Origin of the sequence: Bradyrhizobium sp. CW1 (genome assembly GCF_023100665.1) — a bacterium.
Lineage (GTDB): Bacteria > Pseudomonadota > Alphaproteobacteria > Rhizobiales > Xanthobacteraceae > Bradyrhizobium > Bradyrhizobium canariense_D.
Genome location: NZ_CP064684.1, coordinates 7,904,367 through 7,925,996, shown reverse-complemented (window position 1 = coordinate 7,925,996; position 21,630 = coordinate 7,904,367). Strand labels below are relative to the sequence as shown.

General features: G+C 63.9%; 16 protein-coding genes and 1 pseudogene. 9 read left to right on the top strand and 8 right to left on the bottom strand.

The annotated features are described in order from the left end of the window. The first annotated feature begins 116 nt into the window (after positions 1-116). Together IVB54_RS37890 and IVB54_RS37885 are read left to right on the top strand one after the other, a co-directional pair. A pseudogene (locus IVB54_RS37890) lies at positions 117-888 on the top strand (helix-turn-helix transcriptional regulator). Between the two features lie 47 nt (positions 889-935). Further along, complete coding sequence (locus IVB54_RS37885; protein ID WP_018455954.1) at positions 936-2,447, top strand: glycosyltransferase family 2 protein; 1,512 nt, start codon at positions 936-938, stop codon at positions 2,445-2,447. Between the two features lie 50 nt (positions 2,448-2,497). Here IVB54_RS37885 and IVB54_RS37880 read toward each other — a convergent pair whose 3' ends face one another. Continuing rightward, positions 2,498-3,718, bottom strand: coding sequence for an ABC transporter substrate-binding protein (locus IVB54_RS37880; protein WP_247295930.1), 1,221 nt, complete (start codon positions 3,716-3,718; stop codon positions 2,498-2,500). 73 nt (positions 3,719-3,791) lie between these two features. Further along, a complete protein-coding gene (locus IVB54_RS37875) occupies positions 3,792-5,342 on the bottom strand; it encodes a long-chain fatty acid--CoA ligase (RefSeq protein ID WP_026233060.1) in 1,551 nt (516 codons plus the stop codon). 262 nt (positions 5,343-5,604) lie between these two features. Here IVB54_RS37875 and IVB54_RS37870 point away from each other — a divergent pair, with 262 nt between their 5' ends. The 7 genes from IVB54_RS37870 to IVB54_RS37840 all read left to right on the top strand — a co-directional run bounded on the left by IVB54_RS37870 (position 5,605) and on the right by IVB54_RS37840 (position 14,373). Continuing rightward, on the top strand, positions 5,605-6,741 hold the full coding sequence (locus IVB54_RS37870) for an acyl-CoA dehydrogenase family protein (protein WP_247776997.1): 1,137 nt from the start codon (positions 5,605-5,607) through the stop codon (positions 6,739-6,741). Between the two features lie 75 nt (positions 6,742-6,816). Further along, complete coding sequence (locus tag IVB54_RS37865; RefSeq protein WP_247776996.1) at positions 6,817-7,983, top strand: acyl-CoA dehydrogenase family protein; 1,167 nt, start codon at positions 6,817-6,819, stop codon at positions 7,981-7,983. Next, on the top strand, positions 7,980-8,636 hold the full coding sequence (locus IVB54_RS37860; protein WP_018455959.1) for a glutathione S-transferase family protein: 657 nt from the start codon (positions 7,980-7,982) through the stop codon (positions 8,634-8,636). The genes IVB54_RS37865 and IVB54_RS37860 overlap by 4 nt, the downstream gene beginning before the upstream one ends. 170 nt (positions 8,637-8,806) lie before the next feature. Beyond that, the gene (locus IVB54_RS37855; RefSeq protein ID WP_018455960.1) at positions 8,807-9,607 is read left to right on the top strand and encodes an AraC family transcriptional regulator; all 801 of its coding nucleotides are present in this window, start codon (positions 8,807-8,809) and stop codon (positions 9,605-9,607) included. A gap of 199 nt (positions 9,608-9,806) precedes the next feature. After that, the gene (locus IVB54_RS37850; protein WP_018455961.1) at positions 9,807-10,673 is read left to right on the top strand and encodes a 3-keto-5-aminohexanoate cleavage protein; all 867 of its coding nucleotides are present in this window, start codon (positions 9,807-9,809) and stop codon (positions 10,671-10,673) included. A 113-nt stretch (positions 10,674-10,786) separates the two neighbouring features. Continuing rightward, positions 10,787-12,403: a carboxyl transferase domain-containing protein gene (locus IVB54_RS37845; protein ID WP_018455962.1), complete on the top strand. Its 1,617-nt coding sequence runs from the start codon at positions 10,787-10,789 to the stop codon at positions 12,401-12,403. Further along, positions 12,400-14,373 (top strand): acetyl-CoA carboxylase biotin carboxylase subunit, encoded by a 1,974-nt coding sequence (locus tag IVB54_RS37840; protein ID WP_018455963.1) that lies wholly within the window; start codon positions 12,400-12,402, stop codon positions 14,371-14,373. Before IVB54_RS37845 ends, IVB54_RS37840 begins: the two co-directional genes overlap by 4 nt. A gap of 50 nt (positions 14,374-14,423) precedes the next feature. On the opposite strand, the gene IVB54_RS37835 is transcribed toward IVB54_RS37840, so the two are convergent. The 6 genes from IVB54_RS37835 to IVB54_RS37810 form a co-directional block, all read right to left on the bottom strand. After that, positions 14,424-15,410, bottom strand: coding sequence for a dipeptide ABC transporter ATP-binding protein (locus tag IVB54_RS37835; protein WP_018455964.1), 987 nt, complete (start codon positions 15,408-15,410; stop codon positions 14,424-14,426). Further along, positions 15,407-16,414 (bottom strand): ABC transporter ATP-binding protein, encoded by a 1,008-nt coding sequence (locus tag IVB54_RS37830; RefSeq protein ID WP_018455965.1) that lies wholly within the window; start codon positions 16,412-16,414, stop codon positions 15,407-15,409. The genes IVB54_RS37835 and IVB54_RS37830 overlap by 4 nt, the downstream gene beginning before the upstream one ends. Further along, positions 16,414-17,307 carry an ABC transporter permease gene (locus tag IVB54_RS37825; RefSeq protein WP_018455966.1) on the bottom strand — a complete coding sequence of 298 codons (894 nt, stop codon included), beginning with the start codon at positions 17,305-17,307 and terminating at the stop codon, positions 16,414-16,416. The genes IVB54_RS37830 and IVB54_RS37825 overlap by 1 nt, the downstream gene beginning before the upstream one ends. Before the next feature lie 9 nt (positions 17,308-17,316). After that, on the bottom strand, positions 17,317-18,264 hold the full coding sequence (locus tag IVB54_RS37820) for an ABC transporter permease (RefSeq protein ID WP_018455967.1): 948 nt from the start codon (positions 18,262-18,264) through the stop codon (positions 17,317-17,319). 35 nt (positions 18,265-18,299) lie between these two features. Then, complete coding sequence (locus tag IVB54_RS37815; RefSeq protein WP_085361917.1) at positions 18,300-19,898, bottom strand: ABC transporter substrate-binding protein; 1,599 nt, start codon at positions 19,896-19,898, stop codon at positions 18,300-18,302. A gap of 172 nt (positions 19,899-20,070) precedes the next feature. Then, a complete protein-coding gene (locus IVB54_RS37810; RefSeq protein ID WP_247295941.1) occupies positions 20,071-21,621 on the bottom strand; it encodes an AMP-binding protein in 1,551 nt (516 codons plus the stop codon). Between the last annotated feature and the right edge of the window lie 9 nt (positions 21,622-21,630).

Sequence of the window (21,630 nt, the reverse complement as noted above, 5' to 3'; positions counted from 1 at the left end):
AATGATCGGCAATGTTCCGCCACGGCCGGCCCGGCCGGCCGCCTCCGAGATGGCGAAGTGCGGTTTTGTGCTGGTTTGTCCGTCCTGCTAGGATGTCGTCCTGGAGCAGGGCCACGATGCAGACGCAGGACAAATTCACCGACAAGCAGCTGTCGGACGAGCAGAGCCGCGAGATCGCGGAGACCATTCGCGAGGAGCGCTCGCCAGGCGCCGGATCTCCCGGCAGGCGCTGGCCGAGCAGGCCAAGCTCAGCCTGTCGACGCTGGAGAAGGTGCTCGGCGGCCGACGGCCGTTCACGCTGGCGACCACGGTGCGGCTGGAGCAGGCGCTGGGCGTCTCCCTGCGCAGAAGCGCCGCCGTAGTGACGCCTCCGGCCGCAAACGATGTCGCGCCCGACAGCCTCGGCTCCTATGCCCATCGCGCGGTGACGTGGCTCGAGGACGTCTACATCACGCTGCGACCGTCGTTCGGCGACAAGGACGCGATCTTCGCCTACCGCACCGAGATCGTCTGGGAGCCGAAGGTCTCTTCACTGGTGTTCCGCGAGGGCGAGCGGACCGATGCCGCCTATGAACACACCGGCGAGGTCGCCGTGCCGCATCAGCCGGCTTCATCTATCTCGTCATCATCAAGCACGGCCAGCATCGCGTGATCACTGTGTCGCGGCCGACGGTCGCCGGCGAGATGTACGGGATCATCTCGACGCTCCGCGCCGGTCCCGGCTCGCAGCTGACGCCGATCGCAGCGCCGATCGCTTATGTGCCGCTCCGAAACTTCGCGAAGCCCTCGCTGGGTCGGGTCGCGCCCGGCGATGCTAACCACGAATTGTACCAAAAGCTTCTGCGCCTAACGGTGGAAGAATCGTTCGCGCTGTTTCTGTCGGTATAGCCCGCAAGAAATTATCCGGAATGACGAGCATGCGTCTATAAGGGGACATGCAGGACGCGTCCGCACTCTACGACGGCGAATCTCCGCTGTTCTCAATCATTATCCCGCTCGAATCTCACCGCGGGCAGTGGGAGATGTCCTGGCTCGGCTGGACGTCGCAAACTGCCGACACATCGCTCTACGAGATCATTCTGGTCGTGCCTCCGGATTTCACGGCACGCGAGCAGTTGAAGGCGCTGGCCGGCAACAGGGCTCGCCTCGAATTCACCGATTCCGAACACGACATCGGGCTCTGCGCATTCGGCGCGACGAAGGCGCGCGGCAGCTATCTGTTCTTCACGGAATCGCACTGCCGGCCCGAACCCGACGTGATCGAACTCTGCATTCGCGCGATCGATGCTCATCCCGATTGGGCCGGCTTTTCCTGCCGTTCGATCCCGATCTGCCATAACCGGTTATCCGTGGCAGAGGCCGCCATGTACCAGGCCGACATCGAGTTCGGTATGAAGCAGCATCCCTGGCGCAAGGTCCTGGATCAGTGTTTCGTGACGCGGCACGACGTCTACCGGGAATGCGGCGGCCTGCGCGAGGAGCTCGGTCATTTCGCCGAATGGGTGCTCGCCGCCGCCTATCACGCGAGAGGTCATTCCATCGGCTATCTCGAGGAGGCGCGCTTCCATCACTACTATGTCGGTGAGATCGGCGAGCTGAAGCAATTCACGCTCGACTTCGTGCAAGGCGAGATTCGCTATCTGAGCGAGGCCCGCAACGATGCCGGCAGCGAGCTGCTCGACATTCCGGTCGAGTGGAGCTCGCGGAGCGAGGCCGGCGCGTCGCTCGCCCGCAATGCACTGAACGCGCTCCTGCGCTCCAGCCTCGGTGACGGCGGGGGAGGGCCTGGCGAGAAATGGCTGGCGGTATGGCGTTGGGCCGTGCCGGCGCTGCTCGGCGGTCTCGGCGCGCGCGGTTTCGCGCGGCTGGCGGCATGGCACGCGCGGGCCGTGCTGGTCGCTGTGACGGCCGCCGGATCGAGCGATGCGATCGCGCGATGGATGCGGCGATACATCGCCGCGCTGATCCGGCATCAGAGGCTCGATTGCATTCACCGTCTCGGACGAGATGCGGGACCTGTTGACGGGCTCCTTGGTGAGCGCGTTGTCGCGCAGATCGGATTCCATGCCGAAGAGTTCTCTGCCGGTCACACTTTCCGCTGGAGCGAACCAGAGGCAGCCGTGCGCATCAAGGGGAAGCCGGGCCGCACCATTGTCCGCGTTCGAAGCCCCGCACTTCGCGCACCGCTAGATACGATAGACACGCGATTCTATGTCGATGGCACGGCCATCCGCCCCGAAGCGGTCGTGACCGGTTGTGACAGCTACAGGCTGAGCCTCGATCTGCCGCCGTCAGGCATCGCCACCCTCGCCTGGGCATGCCCCATGTTCAGGGGCGTCGGCGATTCGCGTCGTCTCGGCCTGCCGATCGCGGGCATCGACGTCGGCGACGACATGATCGAGGTTGAAAGCGCGGGAACAGCGCCGTCGCTTGCTGGAAAAGAATAGCGGCCCTTCGGCCGCTATTCGGTCGATTCAGGCTGTTGCTCTCAGTCGAACTAGCCGCCCGTTTCGGCGCTGATGATATCGCCGAACAGTTCCCACTGGCCCTTCTTGAACCGCCACATCTTGAGCTGCTCGATCGGCGCGAAGTCCGTGGCGGAGGTGTTGATCTTGATGCCCGGGATCAGTGTGTCGGGCACGAAGTCCTTGAGGCTCGCTGCCTGCTTCATCACATTCTCACGGGTCAGATTGTCGCCCGCCTGCTTCAGCACCTGCACCATGGTCTGGGCTGCGGCATAGGCGTAAACCAGATTGGCGTCCGAAATATTTGCACCGGGTATGTATTTGTCGACGAAGACCATGAACTTCTTCATGCCCTCATCATCCTTCCACTGCGGATCCGACGCATCCTTCAGATAACCAGCCGACAGCACCCCTTCGGATGCCTCGAGGCCGGCAGGCTTCATCACCGCGCCGATGGACACCGAGACATCGGTCATGAGATGCATCGGCTTCCACTCCAGCTCCGCGATCTTCTTGATCGCCTGCGCCGCGAATTTCGGCGTGGCGATGTTCACGAAGACATCGGCGCCGGTGCCCTTGAGCTTGACGATATGAGCATCGATCGAGGGTTCCGACGTCTCGTAGCTCTCTTCGGCCACGATCAGTTTCGATGCCTTGTCACCGAACACGTCCTTGATGCCGGCAAGGTAGTCCTTGCCGAAATCGTCGTTGGCATAAAAAATCGCGACCTTCGCGTCCGGCTTCTCCTTCAGAATATACTTCGCGAAGATCTGTGCCTCGACGCGGTAGCTGGGCTGGAAGCCCATCGTCCAGGGAAAGTTCTTCGGGTCATTCCACTTGCTGGCGCCTGTGGCGAGGAACAGCTGCGGCACCTTCTTGGAATTGTGATACTTCTGCACGGCGGTCTGGGTCGGCGTGCCCAGCGCGTTGAACACCAGGAAGACCTCGTCGCTCTCGATCAGCTTGCGGATCTGCTCAACGGTCTTAGGCGGCGAGTAGCCGTCGTCGTAGGAGATCCAATTGATCTTTCGGCCGTTGATGCCGCCCTGATCGTTGATCATCTTGAAATAGGCTTCCTCGGTCTTGCCGATGACGCCGTAGGCGGAAGCCGGGCCGGAATAGGCCTCGACATTGCCGATCTTGATCTCGGTGTCGGTGACGCCGGTGTCGTACGCCTTTTGCGCATACGCGGTTTGGGCTGTCAGCAGCATCAGCGCCGTTGCTGCGGCGAGCAGGGAGAGTTTCTTGTTCATGAAAATTCCTTGGCTTTTCTGGGTTGGAACACGCACGTCAAAAAGAAAAGTGCCCGCGAGAGGGGCGCTTTGATCAGGCGTTGGCGGCTTTCTTGTCGACTTCCGAGGCGCCTGAGAATTCCTTGCGCAAGGTCGGCTTGTGGATCTTGCCGGTGGCGTTGCGGGGTAACGCATCGACGAAGCGGACCTGGCGTGGACATTTGAAGCGCGCGAGATTCGCCGCGCAGTGCGCGAAGACATCTGTCTCGGTCAACCGCTGGCCGGGCTTGGCCGCGACGATGGCGAGGCCAACCTCGCCCCATTGCGGATCGGGAATGCCGATCACGGCGGCTTCCGCGATAGCGTCGAGTTGGTGCAGGACGTTCTCGACCTCGGCCGGATAGACGTTCTCGCCACCGGAAATGTACATGTCCTTCCAGCGGTCGACGATGTAATAAAAACCTTCCTCATCGACGCGTGTCGCGTCGCCCGTGTGCAGCCAGCCATCGGTGAACGACGTCTTGTTCGCCTCCGGCCTGTTCCAGTAGCCGGGCGTAATGTTCGGTCCCTTGACCCAGAGCTCGCCGAGTTCGCCGACATCGGCGTCGCCGCCGTCAGGACGCACGATGCGCACTTCCGTGTGCAGCACCGGCTTGCCGGCGGAGCCGGCTTTCCGTGCCGCATCCTCGCGGTCGAGCACCAGCACGGCCGGCGAGGTCTCGGTCATGCCGTAGCCCTGCTGGAGTGCGACGCCACGCGCCTCCCACACCTTGAGCAGCGGCACCGGCATTGGTGCGCCGCCGACACCTCCCACGATCAACCGGCCGAGGTCGGTGGTCGCGAACGCCGGATGCTGGGCCATGAACTGGTAGATCGCGGGCACGCCGAAGAACACGTTGATGCCCTGTGCGGGATCGTTGATCAGGCCGAGCGCCGTGCCGGGATCGAAGGCGCGCATGATCATCACGGTGCCGCCGGCGTGCAGCACCGGATTGGTGTAGCAATTCAGGCCGCCGGTGTGGAACAGCGGCAGCACGGTGAGCAGCACCGAGGACGGCCCGATGCAGGCGGGGCCGCCGAGATTGACGCAATTCCAGAAGGTCATGCCATGGGTGATGGTGGCGCCCTTGGGATGACCCGTTGTGCCCGAGGTGTACATGATGGTCGAGACGTCATCGAGGGTCACCTCCTCGATTTTCTCGAGTGGCTTTGCGGCGGCGATGCCGGCCTCATAAGTCCCGCTGGGGCCAAGCAGCAGGCTCGTCGCAATGCCGCAGAGCCTTGCCACGGCCAGCGCCGTTTCGGCGAGATCGGTGTCGTGGATCATCACCTTCGGCGCGCAATCTGCGGTGATGAACTGGAGTTCGGGAACGGTGAGGCGGGTGTTCAGCGGCACGAAGATCGCACCTAACCGCCCGCAGGCGAATTGCACCTCCAGCGTATCGGTCGTGTTCAGCGCCAGCACCGCGACCCGCTCGCCGCGCGAGACTTTCAGCGCATGGCGCAGAAATGACGCGAGACGCGAGATGCGCGCGTCGAGCTGCGCATAGGTAAAGCGGCGCTCGCTCGCGAGGTCTATCACCGCAATCTTGTTCGGTGTGCGGCGGCCATGGTGGGCGATCCAGTCGTAGTAACGAACGGCCAAGAATTCCTCCCTCGGCGGACTTGTGCCGCCCGCGTCCCTATTGCCATGCACCATGCCCGGCATGGCCCAAGGGCCAGCCGGAGTTTGTGCACCATCCTTTTTTTGATCCGGAGTTGGCGCGCGAGCGATGAAAATCGTCTTGCGTTGAGTTGCTAGAGCGAGCTTGCTTGGAGCGGGGCTCGGCCAGCCACTCCGCGCAAGTGAGCCGCCAAGGTTCCGGCCATGGTGGACGAGACGAATCCGCCAGCAAGGCGAGAGTGCGATGATGAGCCCGTTCTATACCGCCGAGCATGACGCCTTTCGCGAGGTGATGCGCCGCTTCGTCGACAAGGAGATTGCGCCCTTCGCCCACGAGTGGGATGAGGCCGGTGAATTCCCCCGCGCGCTCTATCGCAAGGCGGCCGAGATCGGGCTCTTGGGACTCGGTTTCCCCGAGGAATATGGCGGGATCGCCGCCGACCAGTTCATGAGGATCGTCGCCAGCCAGGAGTTGGCGCGGGCTGGCGCCGGCGGTGTCAGCGCCAGCTTGATGAGCCATACGATCGGTTCGCCGCCGGTCGCGCGGGCCGCGCGCCCCGAGGTGAAGGCGCGCGTGCTGCCTCAGGTGCTCGCGGGTGAGAAAATCTCCGCGCTCGCGATCACCGAGCCGGGCGGCGGCTCTGATGTCGCGGGCCTCCGCACCAAGGCGCGGCGCGACGGAGATCACTACGTCGTGAGCGGCGAGAAGACCTTCATCACATCCGGGATGCGTGCCGACTATCTGACCGTTGCGGTGCGCACCGGCGGCGAGGGCGCCGGCGGCGTCAGCCTGCTCCTGATCGAGGGGGATACGCCCGGCCTGTCCCGGACAAAGCTGAAGAAGATGGGCTGGTGGGCCTCCGACACCGCGACCCTGCATTTCGACGAGTGCCGCGTACCGGCGGAAAACCTGATCGGCGAGGAAGGCCAGGGGTTCAAGATCATCATGCGGAATTTCAACAGCGAGCGCATGGGCATGGCGGCGGGCTGCACCGCGTTCGCGCGCGTCTGCCTCGACGAGGCCATTGCCTACGCCAAGGAGCGCAAGGCCTTCGGCAAGCCGCTCGCGCAGCACCAGGTGATCCGCCACAAGATCGTCGACATGGCGCAGAAGGTCGCCGCATCGCAAGCGATGCTGGAGATGCTGGCCTGGCGGCTGGAGCAGGGCGAAAGCCCGGTCGCCGAAATCTGCATGATGAAGAACCAGGCGACCCAGACCATGGCGTTCTGCGCCTCGGAAGCGGTGCAGATTTTTGGCGGCGCCGGCTTCATGCGCGGCATCAAGGCCGAGCGCATCTACCGTGAGGTCAAGGTCAACGCGATCGGCGGCGGCACCGAGGAGATCATGAAGGATCTCGCGTCGCGGCAGATGGGGTTGTGACCTCTTTCTCCGTCATGCCGGGACGAGCCCGGCCATGACGAGCACCTCAGAGATACCAAGAACTGGGCTAACAAGATGCTGTTCACCGCCGACCACGACGAGATCCGCCGTTCCTTGCAAAAATTCATTGCCAACGAGATCAATCCGCATGTCGATGAATGGGAGAAGGCCGACATCTTCCCGGCGCACGAGCTGTTCAGGAAGATGGGCAGGCTCGGCTTTCTCGGGCTGAACAAGCCGGTCGAATTCGGCGGCTCCGGCCTCGACTATTCCTATGCGCTGATGATGGCGGAGGAACTCGGCGCGATCAATTGCGGCGGCGTGCCGATGGCGATCGGGGTGCAGACCGACATGGCGACTCCTGCGCTGGCGCGGTTCGGCTCCGATGAAGTGCGGCGCGAATTCCTGGCGCCCTCGATCTCTGGCGACTATGTGGCCTGCATTGGCGTCTCGGAGCCCGGCGCGGGTTCTGACGTGGCCTCGATCAAGACCAATGCGCGCGGGGACGGCGACGATTACGTCATCGATGGTGGCAAGATGTGGATCACCAACGGCACCCAGGCCGACTGGATCTGTCTGCTCGCCAATACGGGCGACGGGTCCGTTCACCGCAACAAATCGCTGATCTGTGTGCCCATGAAGACCAAGGGCGTCACGGTCGCGCGCAAGCTCGACAAGATGGGCATGCGTTCCTCCGACACCGCGCAGATCTTCTTCGACAATGTCCGCGTGCCCAAGCGCAACCGGATCGGCGAGGAGGGCAAGGGCTTTACCTACCAGATGATCCAGTTCCAGGAGGAGCGGCTCTGGGGTGCGGCCGCCTGCCTGAAGGCGCATGAATACATTATCAACGAGACCATCGAATACACCCGCAATCGCAAGGCCTTTGGGAAGTCGATCCTCGACAACCAGGTCGTTCATTTCAAGCTCGCGGAGATGCAGACCGAGGTCGAGCTGTTGCGCGCGCTGATCTACCGTGCCGGAGAGGCGCTTGTGGCGGGCGAGGATGTCACGAAACTTGCGACCATGGCCAAGCTGAAGGCCGGGCGACTCGGCCGCGAGCTTACCGACGCCTGCTTGCAATATTGGGGTGGAATGGGCTTTACCAACGAGACGCCGGTCAGCCGTGCCTATCGCGACAGCCGTCTGACATCGATCGGCGGCGGCGCCGACGAGGTCATGCTGATGGTCCTGTGCAAGATGATGGGGACGCTGCCCGGCAGCAAAGGAAGTTCCCGATGATCACGCTCTATCACTGCGACGCCGCGCGCTCATTCCGTCCGCTCTGGATGCTGGAGGAGATGGGGCTGCCCTACGAGCTCAAGATGCTGCCGTTCCCGCCGCGGGTCTTCGCCAAGGAGTATCTCGCGCTCAATCCGCTGGGCACGATTCCCTTCATGGTCGACGGCGAGACGAAAATGACCGAGTCCTCCGGCATCTGCCACTATCTCGGCATCAAGCATGGACCGACGCCACTGATGGTCGGACCCGAAGATCCCGCCTATGGCGCGTTCGTGAACTGGATGTATTTCAGCGACGCCACGTTAACCTTCCCGCAGACGCTGGTGCTCCGATACACCCAGCTCGAGCCGGAAGAGCGCCGCAATCCGCAGGTCGCCGGCGACTATGCCAAATGGTTTTTGGGCCGCCTGCGCGCCGTCGAGGCAGCCACCGCAAATACCGAGGCCTTGTGCGCGGGCCGCTTCACTGCCGCCGACATCGTGATCGGTTACGCGCTCCGCCTCGCCGATACTATCGGGCTTGCCAAGGATTTTGGGCCAAATGTCGCAGCCTATTGGGCACGCTTGCAGCAACGGGATGGTTTCAAGCGCGCGGTTGCTGCGGAGCAACAGGCCGGCGTCGAGCAGAACGTGGCGCCAAGGGTGAGGGCCTGATTGTCGTTCTGGCGAAAGCCGGGACGGCCATGTTGCCGGGAGTTCCGGGTCGTCGGGACTGCCGCTGTTTTGCGCTTCATGATAGCGCTATCCCGCCGTGACAGCGCCCAGATTTCCGCTAAGGTGACCTCCGTCCGCAGCGGCCAAAGAGCCGCGCGAGGAGGATCCCAATGGAAGATAACGGTCGCGAATCCGACCATTTGATGCTGATCACGCCGGAGCGGGTATTCTATGCCGGCCTGCTCGGCCGCCCCCGCAAGCGGACGCCCGGCTGCTGCCATGTCTATGTCGCGGTGAAGGGCAGTCTGCATCTGACGATCGATGATGCGCTCGCCACCGGCGAGCTGTTCGTTACCCTACCGAACCAGCGGCATTCCATTGCGAGCGACTACCGCACCGCGATCAGCGTGACGCTGGAGCCGGAGAGCATGCCCGATGGCGTGATCGAGGTCCTGGCCGAGCGGCTCACCGGACCCGACAGGGCCGTCTATGCCCGCAAGATCCTCGCCGCCTACACGCTGCTGCGCCAGCGTCGCTACGGCGACATCACCACCGCCGAATTCGACCAGATGTGTTTTGGCGAGGCGCTGCCGCGCCGCGTGCTCGACCCCCGCGTGACGCGTGCGGTCGCCCGTATCGGCCGCTTCACGGGCGAACCCGTGACGGCGGACACATGCGCGGCGGAGGCCGGACTTTCCGCTTCGCGCTTCCTGCATCTGTTCAAGGAAGAGACCGGCATCTCGTTCCGCTCCTTCCGCGCCTGGAAGCGGGCGCGTCACCTGCTGCACTTCGCCAACCAGGACCTCAACCTCGCCCATCTCGCGCAGGACATCGGCTATCCCGACTCCACCCATTTCAGCCACTCGATCCGCCGCTTCTACGGCCTGAAGCCGCGCGCGATCTTCGTCGGCTCGCGCGATCTCGCGATCTATCGCAGCAGCGAGACCGTGAGGCTGGCGGAGGCGAGCTAGCGTCGTCTCGTAGGGTGGGCAAAGCGAAAGCGTGCCCACCATCTTCGCGAGGTATTGAGAGATGGTGGGAAGGGCGCAAGAGCGCCTTTGCCCACCCTACGGTTTATCGCCTTTTTCCAGCTTCTCCGCGCAAGAAGCCGCCTGCCGCCCATCACATGATCGCAAACGTTGAATTATCAACGTGCGAGACATTCAAGGCATGAGCGACAAGGCCGTCATCACCTGCGCGCTGAACGGCGTGCTCACCGACCCGAAGCAGCACAACGTGCCTGTCACGCCCGAGCAGATGGCGCGCGAGGCCAAGGCTGCGTTCGATGCCGGCGCGTCCATCATGCACATCCATCTGCGTCAGCAGGCGCCGGACAAGGGGCATCTGCCGTCCTGGGAGGTCAGCGTCAGCAAGGAGATCCAGCAGGCGATTCGCGAAGCCTGCCCTGGCGTGATCATCAATCACACCTCCGGCGTCTCCGGGCCGAACTACAACGGTGCGCTGGATTGTATCCGCGAGACCAGGCCGGAGATCGCGGCCTGCAATGCCGGCTCGCTAAATTACCTGAAGGTGAAGGCCGACAACAGCTGGGCCTGGCCGCCGATGATGTTCGACAATGCGGTCGAGAAGGTGAAGGACTATCTCGACGTCATGAACGCGGTCGGTACCATCCCCGAATTCGAATGTTTTGACGTCGGCATCGTCCGCTGCGTCGGCATGTACCGCCAGGTCGGCATGTACAAGGGCCCGCTCGAGTATAACTTTGTGATGGGCGTCGCCTCCGGCATGCCGTCGGATCCCGATCTGCTGCCGATCCTGATCAAGCTGAAGCGTCCCGAGGCGCAATTTCAGGTCACCGCGATAGGCCGCGAAGAAATCTGGCCGCTGCACCAGCGCTGTGCGGAGCTCGGCGGTCATCTGCGCACCGGTCTCGAAGATGCCTTCTATCTCGCCGACGGCAAGAAGGTAACGTCGAACGGCCAGCTGATCGACGCCATCGCCGCCTGCGCCCGCCGTGCCGGCCGCGAGATCGCGAGCCCGGCGGAAGCGCGAAAGATTTTTGGGACGAATAGGTAAATTATCGCCTCAACCGTCATTGCGAGCGAAGCGAAGCAATCCAGAATCTTTCCATGGATGCGCCTGGATTGCTTCGTCGCTTTGCTCCTCGCAATGACGAGCAGGATTGAGTTATGTCCATTCTCGAAAACACGATTTCTCCCGGCAGTGCCGCCTATCGCGCCAACCGCGACGGCATGCTTGGCCTGATCGACCGCATGCGCGCGCTGGAAGAGCGCACGCGTGCGGCATCAGCCGCGGCGAAAGACCGCTTCCACAAGCGCGGCCAGCTGTTGCCGCGCGAGCGCGTCGCGCTGGTGCTCGATCCCGGCGCGCCCTTCATCGAGCTGTCCACGCTCGCCGGCTACATGTTCGACGTATCTGATCCGGACAAGAGCGTCCCCGGCGGCGGCGTCATCGCCGGCATCGGTTTCGTCTCGGGCATCCGTTGCATGGTCAGCGCCAACGATTCCGGCATCGATGCCGGCGCGCTTCAGCCCTACGGCCTCGACAAGACGATACGCGTGCAGGAGCTCGCGCTGGAGAACAAGCTGCCTTACGTCCAGCTGGTCGAAAGCGCCGGCGCCAATCTCCTGCGCTACCGCGTCGAAGACTTTGTCCGCGGCGGCAACATCTTCCGCAATCTCGCGCGACTCTCCGCAGCGGGCCTGCCCGTCGTGACCGTAACCCATGGCTCCTCGACCGCCGGCGGCGCCTATCAGACCGGCCTGTCCGACTACATCGTCATGGTCCGTGGCCGCACCCGCGCCTTCCTCGCCGGGCCGCCGCTGCTGAAGGCCGCCACCGGCGAGATCGCGACCGAAGAGGAGCTTGGCGGCGCCGAGATGCACACGCAGGTGTCGGGACTTGGCGACTACCTCGCCGAGGATGACCGCGACGCCCTGCGCATCGCGCGCGAGATCATGGCGGCGCTGGAATGGGAACGGCCGGGCAGGGCGAGCGCGGAATATAAGCCGCCGCGCTACGATCAAGACGAACTGCTCGGCATTATGCCGATGGACCACAAGCGCTCCGTGGACATGAAGCAGGTGATCGCACGTATCGTCGATGATTCCGACTTCACCGAGATGGCGCCGAACTACGGCCCGGCCACCGTCTGCGGCCATGCCCGCATCGAGGGCCAGACCATCGGCATCATCACCAACAACGGTCCGCTCGATCCGGCCGGTGCCAACAAGGCGACGCATTTCATCCAGGCGTGCTGCCAAACCCGAACGCCGCTGCTCTATCTGAACAACACCACCGGCTACATGGTCGGCAAAGCTTACGAAGAAGCCGGCATGATCAAGCATGGCTCCAAGATGATCCAGGCGGTGACGTCGGCGACAGTGCCGCAGATCACCATCTATTGCGGCGCCTCGTTCGGCGCCGGCAATTACGGCATGTGCGGGCGCGGCTTCCATCCGCGCTTCTGCTTCTCCTGGCCCAACGCCAAGACTGCCGTGATGGGCGGTGAGCAGGCCGCCGAGACCATGGCGATCGTCACCGAAGCCGCAGCCGCGCGTCGCGGCAAGCCGGTCGAAAAAGAAAAGCTCGATGGCATGAAGGCGCAGATCGTCGGCGTGTTCGACGGCCAGATGGACGTGTTCTCGACCAGCGCGCGCGTGCTCGACGACGGCGTGATCGATCCGCGCGACACCCGCGCGGTGCTGTCCGAAGTGCTCGCGATCTGTCGTGAAGGTGACGCGCGGAGCCCACAGCGCATGCAATTCTCGGTGGCCCGCCCATGAGGAACGGATCAGTGCAGCACCGGCCGTTCTTCAAGGTCCTGATCGCCAATCGCGGCGAGATCGCACTGCGGGTGATGCGCAGCGCGCGGAAGCTCGGCCTCGGCGTCGTCGCGGTCTATTCGGATGCGGATAGGGATGCGCTTCATGTGCAACAGGCCGACCAGGCCGTGCGAGTCGGCGAAGCGCTGCCGGCGCAGTCCTATCTCAACATCGCCGCGATCATAGCGGCCGCAAAGGCCAGCGGCGCGGATGCCGTTCATCCCGGCTATGGCTTCCTCGCCGAGAACGAGGAGTTTGCGCAAGCCTGCAAGGATGCCGGCCTCGTCTTCATCGGCCCGTCGCCGCAGGCGATCGAGACAATGGGCAACAAGGCCGGTGCCAAGGAGATCATGAAAAAGGCCGGCGTGCCCGTCGTGCCCGGCTATCAGGGCGCCGATCAGGGCGATGAAGTCATGCTCGCGGAGGCGAGAGAGATCGGCTTTCCCGTGATGATCAAGGCGGTCGCCGGCGGCGGTGGACGCGGGATGCGGCTCGTTGCGGATGCCAATTCGTTCCCCGAGGCACTGCGTAGCGCGCGGTCCGAGGCGAAGGCGGCGTTTGGCGATCCCACGGTGATCCTCGAACGCGCCATCCAGAATCCCCGTCACATCGAAATTCAGGTGTTCGGCGACAGCCATGGCAACGCCATCCATCTTGGCGAGCGCGACTGCTCGGTGCAGCGGCGGCACCAGAAACTAATCGAGGAGGCGCCGTCGACCGCAGTCACGCCCGACCTGCGTGCGAAGATGGGCGAGGTCGCGGTCGCCGCGGTGAAGGCGTTGCGTTACGAGGGCGCCGGCACGCTCGAATTTCTGCTCGATGCGAGCGGCGGATTCTACTTCATGGAGATGAATACGCGTCTCCAGGTCGAGCATCCCGTCACCGAGGCCATCACCGGGCTCGATCTCGTCGAATTGCAGCTGCGCGTCGCGCGCGGCGAGTCGCTGCCGCTCAAGCAGCAGGACATTCGCTTCACAGGCCACGCCATCGAGGTGCGGCTGTGCTCGGAGGACGCCGCGCAGGATTTCATGCCGCAGTCCGGGCGCATGGCGCGCTGGCAGGTGCCGGATGGCATCCGCGTCGAACATGCGCTGCAATCGGGCTCCGAGATTCCGCCGTTCTACGATTCCATGATCGCGAAGGTGATCGGCCATGGCGCGACCCGCGAGGAGGCGAGGGGGCGGCTGATCGTCGGCCTGGAGCAACTGACCGGATTTGGTGTGACTACCAATCAGACTTTCCTGATGTCATGCCTGCGTCATCCCGGCTTCGCCAAAGGCGAGGCGACCACGGCGTTCATTGGTGCCCATCGCGACGAGCTGCTGGCGCCGCGCGCGGACGCCGCATTCGACATGGCCTTGGCCGGCCTGCTGCTCTACGTCACGAACCCCCAGGCACCGTCGTGGCGCCGCGGACGGAGCCTCGCGGCAACGTTCCCGCTGCCGGCGAAAATCGAGATCGCAGGCCAGGCGCTTGAGCTAGAAGTCTGGCGCGAGCGCGATGGCAGCTACATTGTTGCCAGGGACGGCCGGCAAGACAAGTTCGAGATCGACCAACTCGATCTCGACGTGATTCGCTTCCGCCATGACGGCGTGATGGACAGTGCCAAATTCCTGCGCGACGGCGACCGGCTCCACCTCCAGCGCCGCGGCATCCCGCTCGCGGCGACCGATCTCACCCTCGCCGCGCCGAAGGCGGCCGCAAGCAACGGAGACGGCAAGGTTCGCGCTGCCATGAACGGCCGCGTCGTTGCCGTCCTGGTCAAGCCGGGCGACCGCGTCACTGCCGGCCAGCCGGTGATGACGCTGGAAGCGATGAAGATGGAGCATGTCCACAAGGCCGGCATCGACGGCGTCGTCGCCGCGATCGACGTCGCCGAGGGCGAGCAGGTGACAACGGGCCGGATCGTGGCGGAGATCGGGGCTGAGTAGGGCGGCAAGCTCAACTCGTCGCCCCGGCGAAGGCCGGGACGACAGCGGAGCTACTGGCTCCGCCCCGTTCCGCCATTGAGCAAGCACGCCACCTGGTGCCCGTCCCCCGCGTCCACCAACGCCGGTCGTTCCGTCCTGCATCGCTCCATCGCATACCGGCAGCGGGTGTGAAACGCACAGCCCGGCGGCGGATTGACCGGGCTTGGCACGTCGCCGTCGACCAGCGGCACGAGCTTTTTGGCGAGCGGGTTGGCGACCGGTACCGAGGCGAGCAGGGCCTGCGTGTAGGGATGGCGCGGATTGCGGAACAGCTCGTCCTTGTCCGCGATCTCGACGATGCGGCCGAGATACATCACGGCGACGCGGTGACTGATATGGGCGACCACGGCGAGGTCATGCGCGATGAAGAGGTAGGAGAAGCCGTGCTGCCGTTGCAGATCGATCAGGAGATTGATCACCTGCGCCTGGATCGAGACATCGAGCGCGGAGACCGGCTCGTCGCAGACGATCAGGCGGGGCCCGAGCGCCAGCGCGCGGGCGATGCAGATGCGCTGGCGCTGGCCGCCGGAGAATTGATGCGGGAAGTTGCGCATCTGGTCGGGCCGCAAGCCAACCTGCTCGAACAGCTGTGCGGTACGTGCCTCCAGCGCTTTGCCGGTCGCGAGCCCGTGCACGAACAGCGGCTCGCCCACGATGTCTCCGGCAGTCATGCGCGGGTTGAGCGAGGCGAAAGGATCCTGGAATACGATCTGCATCGAACGACGGTGTGGCCGCAGCGCGGACTTGGAGAGATGCGTGATGTCCTCGCCTTCGAGGCGAATCTGGCCCGAGGTCGGCTCGACCAGCCGCAGCACGCTGCGCGCCACCGTCGACTTGCCGCAGCCGGATTCGCCGACAAGGCCCAGCGTCTCCCCGACCCCAACCGAAAACGAGACGCCGTCGACCGCATGCACTGTGCCGATTTGTCGGCGCAACACGCCGGCGCGCACCGGATAGTGCTTCTTGAGTTCGGTGACTTCGAGCAGTGCGTCGGTCATGCCACCTCCGCCACTTCGGCTGCGCGCCAGCAGGCCGCGAGATGGCCGCCGCCCCAATCGATGAGCGGCGGATATTCGGCCTCGCAGCGCTTGATCGCGAGCTTGCAGCGTGGCGCGAACGCGCAACCTTTGGGCAGCCCCACCAGCGACGGCACGGTGCCGGGAATTTCGTTCAACCGTGCCGGCGCGGCAACGCCGGGCGCCGGCACCGCCGGGATCGATGCCATCAATCCGCGCGTGTAGGGGTGCTTTGGCGCGGCGAACAGCGCCTCGACGCTCGCTTCCTCGACCTTGCGTCCCGCATACATCACGATGACGCGTTGCGCGGTCTGCGCGACGACGCCGAGATCATGCGTGATCAGCACGAGCCCGGTGCCGAGCTCTTTCTGAAGGTCTAGGATCAGCGCCAGAATCTGCGCCTGGATGGTGACGTCGAGCGCGGTCGTGGGCTCGTCCGCGATCAGCAGCACCGGCCGGCACGCCAGCGCCATCGCGATCATGGCGCGCTGGCGCATGCCGCCGGACAGCTGATGCGGATATTCCCGCGCGCGCCGAGCCGGCTCGGGGATGCGCACCAGGCGCAGCATCTCGATTGCGATGCCCCGGGCCTCTTTGCTCGACATGTTCCGGTGCAGCCGCACGGTCTCGACGATCTGGTCGCCGATCCGCATCACCGGATTGAGCGAGGTCATCGGCTCCTGGAAGATCATCGAGATGCGGTTGCCCCTGACGGCACGCATCTCTGCTTCGTCCAGCGTCAGAAGGTCGGTGCCTTCGAGCGTGACGGAGCCGCCGACGATGCGGCCGGGTGGATCCGGCACCAGCCGCATCAGCGATAGTGCAGTGACGCTCTTGCCGCAGCCGGATTCGCCGACGATCGCCAGCGTCTCGCCGCGCTTCACCGTGAAGGAAACATCATCGACGGCCTTGAACAGACCGGAGTTGGTGAAGAACACCGTCTTCAGGTTCTTCACCTCGATCACGAGATCGGAGTTCTCAGCCATCAGCCGCGCTGCCGGGGATCGAGGATGTCGCGCAAGGCGTCACCGAACAGATTGGCGCCGAACACCGCGAGGCTGATGGCGATGCCCGGGAAGATCACCAGCCATGGCGCCGTGCGGACATATTCGGCGGCGGATTCAGAGAGCATGCGCCCCCACGACGGGTACGGCTCGGGAATGCCGAGGCCGAGGAAGGAGAGCGAGGCTTCCGTGAGGATAGTCGAGCCGAGCTGGGCCGTCGCAAGCACGATCAGCGGCGCCAGCGTATTCGGCAGCACGTGACGGAGCGCAATGCGTACCTCGCTCATGCCGATCGACTTGGCGGCCTCGATGAATGGCAGCTCGCGCAGCGCCAGCGTGTTGGCGCGGATGACGCGCGAGACGGTCGGGATCAGCGGAATGGCGATCGCAATGATGACGTTCGGCAAGGACGGCCCAAGCGCCGCGGTCATGATCAGGGCCAGCACCAGCAGCGGCAGCGCCTGGAGGACATCGGAGACGCGCTGGAACACGAGATCGACCCAGCCGGAGAGATAGCCGGAGGTGAGGCCGACGATCACGCCGATGCTGCCGCCGAGCGCCGTCGAGCCGATGCCGACCGCGAGCGAGATCCGCGCGCCATGAATGATGCGGCTGAAGACATCGCGGCCGAAGGAATCCGTGCCCATCCAGTGTGCCAGGCTTGGACGCGCCAGTGCCCGAGCGGCATCGATCGTCAGCGGATCGTAACGCGCGATGAAGTCGGCGAAGATCGCGGTGAACACGAACAGGGTCATGATGACGAGCCCGGCCGCGCCCAGCACATGCCGCTGCGCCAAAAACAGCACGCGCCGCCAGCCGACGGTCGCGTGCGCCCCGGCGCGCCTCAGTTCAACGTCATAGTCGATCGCAGCCAACAGGTTCTCCTAATCCGTGTACCGGATACGCGGGTCGAACACCGCGTACAGCATGTCCACGATGAAATTCGCGCTCACCACGACGATGGCAATCAGCATCACCAGGTTCTGCACGATCGGATAATCGCGCCAGCGAATCGCCTCGACCAGGAAGCGCGCGACGCCGGGGATGTTGAACACCGTCTCCGTCACGATGAGGCCGCCGATCAGGAACGCCGCTTCGATGCCAATCACGGTGATGACGGGCAGAATCGCATTCTTCAGCGCATGCTGATAGTTCACAGCGGCGTCCGATGCGCCCTTGGCACGCGCGGTGCGGATATAGTCCTGCCGCAGCACCTCCAGCATCGAGGATCGCGTGATGCGCATGGTCAGTGCCGCGCTGCGGAAGCCGACGGCTGCGGCGGGCACGGCATAGGTCGCAAACGCTTCCAGCCAAGTCGCTGGATTCGGGTTGAAGATCGGCATCTGGTTGAACATCGCCACCGAGGCGGTGAGGATGAGCAGGCCAAGCCAGAACGAAGGCAGCGACAATCCGCTGAGGCTCACCACACGCAATGCGTAGTCGAGCCTCGTTCCCTGCTTCACCGCGCTGATCACGCCAAGGGGGATGCCGATCGAGGTCGAGAACAACAGCGCCAGGCCCGCGAGCCGTGCGGTGATCGGGATCCGTGGCAGGATCTCCTGGAGCGCCGGCTTCTCGGAGACGTAGGAGTAGCCAAAATCGCCGCGCAGGAAGCCGCTGATCCAGTGCCAATATTGCACCACCAGCGGCTGGTCGATGCCGAGCTCCTTCTCCAGATTGGCCTTGTCGGCGGGGTCCACATAGCCCGCGGCGGCGAACAGGATGTCGACGATATTCCCGGGGACGATGCGCAGCAGGAAGAAGATGACGATCGAGATCCCGAACAGGGTCAGGAGCATCAGCAACAGGCGCCGCACCAGATAGGCAAACATGCATCGCCTCCCGTCGAACCCGTCAGCCGCCCGCGCTACTTGTCCATCCAGACGTCCTCGTAGCGATAGCCATTGTAGGAGCTGTTCGACATCACCGTCACGCCCTTGACGTAAGGTTGCCAGCAGCTGCCGGTACGTGCGTGGAAGATGATCGGGCGGGCGACGTCCTCCTGCAGCTTCTTGTCGATGTCCCACACCAGCTTCTTGCGCTTGTTAATGTCGGTCTCCTGGGACTGCACGTCGAACAGCTTTTCGATCTCCTTGTTGCAGTAATTGGTGTAGTTGCGCTCGGAGCCGCAGGAATAGTTCTCGTAGAAGGACTGGTCGGGGTCGTCGACGGCATTGCCGGTCAAATTGAGCCCGAGCATGTAATCCTTCCGCGCGATCTTCGGGAACCAGTTTGCGGTCTCGACCACGTCGAGCTCGCCGTCGATATAGATACTCTTGAGCTGATCGATCAGAATCACCGCAGGATCGCGGTAGACCGGAATGTTGCGGGTCGAGACCTTGACGGCGAGATGCTTATCCGGCCCATAGCCGGCCTTCTGCATCAGCTTTTTCGCTTCCTCACGGTTGGCGTTGATGTCGGGGCCGTAGCCCGGAATGGTCTCGAGCATCTCCTTCGGCATCCCCCACAGCCCATTCGGCGGCGGCAGCAGGGTGCCGCCGATGTCACCCTGGCCCTCGAACAAGATCGAGATGAAGGCCTTTCGGTCGAGCGACAGCGCCATGGCGCGACGGATGTCGATATTGTCGAACGGCGGCGCGGACGAATTGACGATGATGTTGGTGGCGACATTGTTGGGCTCGACCACGCAGACCGCGTTCGGCGCCTGCGATTTGACGTCCTTGAGCAGCGGGATGCTCACCTCGGTCGGGAAGGTCATGTCGAACTTGCCGGCGACGAACGCGAGGATCGCGGTGGAGCGGTTCGGGATGATGGTGAACTCGATGCCGTCGAGATAGGGCCGGCCCTTGCGCCAATAGTCGGGATTGCGGGTCAGCTTGATCGATTCATTGGCCTTGAACTCGACGAACTTGAACGGCCCGGTGCCGATCGGGTGCGTGCGCATGTCGCCGGGCGAGACGTGGCAGGGATAGACCGGCGTGTAGCCCGAGGCGAGCAGCGCCAGCAGCGAAGGCTGTGGCCGCTTCAGATTGAAGGAGACCTCGAGATCGCCGTTGGTGGAGACGTCGTTGACCTGTTCGTACCAGCTCTTGCGCGGGTTCTGCCGGAACTTCTGCTGCGACTTGCCCATCAGCATGTCGAAGGTGCATTTGACGTCCGCCGAGGTGAACGGCTTGCCGTCGTGCCACTTCACGCCCTGGCGTAGCTTGAAGGTCAGCGTCTTGTTGTCGTTGACCCAGGCCCAGCTCTCGGCGAGCTCGGGCACGATGGTGTCCATGCTGTTCTGCGCCACGTCCTGCTTGTAGATGACGAGGTTGTTGAACACCGGCATGAAGGGAACGTTGAGCGAGTAGGTCGCGCCTTCGTGGATCGAGGCATTGCCGGGACTGTCGCGGTGGTACATCCGCAAAATGCCGCCCTGCTTGGGCTCGCTGGCGAGTGCAACGCTCGAAAACGCAAGCAAAGATAGCGCCGCCGTCGCGGCGAGCGCCCGTACGCTCCGCATCCTCGTCCTCCCTGGACATCGGCCTTTTGCGGCCTGTTTGTCCCGACGATAGCGGCGCGTGCGCGGTGAGGCAACCGTCAAGGTCCGCTACTCTCTCGGCAATTCGGACGACGGAAGGCCGCAGGGGTGTCTCTCACGATGAGAGGGAAGTTTCTCCGGCGACAGCGGCCCTTCACACAATCCTTGACGCCTTGTTCCCCCAATACCGGTCCCGCAGCAGCCGCTTGTACAGCTTCCCCGTCGGCAGCCGCGGCAACTCCTTCTCGAAATCGACCGAGCGCGGCACCTTTTGCCGCGACAGCGACGCCCCGCAGAACGCGATCAGCTCCTCGGCGAGCGCCTCGCCCGGCACGGCCCCGGGCATCGGCTGCACCACCGCCTTCACCTCTTCGCCGAGATCGGAATTGGGCACGCCGAACACCGCGGCGTCCGCAACCTTCGGATGGGTGATCAACAGATTCTCGCACTCCTGCGGATAAATGTTCACGCCGCCGGAGATGATCATGAAGGTCGCGCGGTCCGTTAGATAAAGGAAACGATCCTCGTCGACATAGCCGACGTCGCCGACCGTGCTCATGCTGCCGTCGGCCGAGCGCGCTTCCCTGGTCTTCTCCGGGTCGTTGAAATATTCGAATGGCGAGGCCGTCTTGAACCAGACCTGACCCGGCGTGCCGGTCGGGCATGGCTTCATGTTTTCGTCGAGAATGTGGAGATCGCCGAGCAGGACCTTGCCGACGGTGCCGCGATGGGCGAGCCATTCCGCGCTGTCGCAGGCGGTGAAGCCAAGGCCTTCGGTCGCGCCGTAGTACTCGTGGATGATCGGTCCCCACCATTTGATCATGTCGTCCTTGACCAGGGCGGGGCAGGGCGCGGCGGCATGGATCGCGATCTCGAGCGACGACAGGTCGTAGCGCGTGCGCACCTCCTCCGGCAGCTTGAGCATGCGCGAGAACATCGTCGGCACCAACTGGGTGTGAGTGATACCCCACCGCTCGACGAGCTGGAGGTAACGCTCGGGATCGAAATTCTCCATGATGATCGCGGTGCCGCCCATGCGGATCGTGAGGTTCACGGCGGCCTGCGGCGCCGAATGATAGAGCGGCGCCGGCGACAGGTAGATCATGCCCTCGCGGTAGTGCCAAAGCTTTGTCAGGAAATCGAACAACGGCAGATTGTGTTTCGGCGGCTCCTCCGGAAGCGGCCGCAGAATCCCTTTTGGCCGTCCCGTCGTGCCCGATGAATACAGCATGGCGGTGCCGAGCCATTCATCCGGGATCGGCGTCTTCGGCAGGTCGGCGGTTACCTCAGTGAGGCCGACGATGCGCTCGCTCTCGCCCGGGCCGTCGGCGACGATGCACAGCTTGATGTCGGGGCAGACCTTGATCGCCTCGCGGGCGATATCGAGCTTCGCAACCGACGTGATCAGGATTTTCGACTGGCTGTTGACCAGGAGATAGGCGAACTCGCCCGGCGTCAGGAACGAGTTGATGCAGGTGTAGTAGAGGCCGGAGCGCTCGCCCGCGCCGCAGGCTTCGAGGTAGCGGGAATTGTTCTCCATGAAGATCGAGTAGTGGTCGAGCCGCTTCAGGCCATACTTGCGGAACAGGTGCGCCAGCCGATTGCTGCGCGCATCGAGCTCGCGATAGGTGACGGCCTCGCCGGTCGTCGCCATGATGAAGGCGGGCTGGAGTGGGCGCAGGCGGGCATGCTGACCTGGGTACATCAGTCCTCC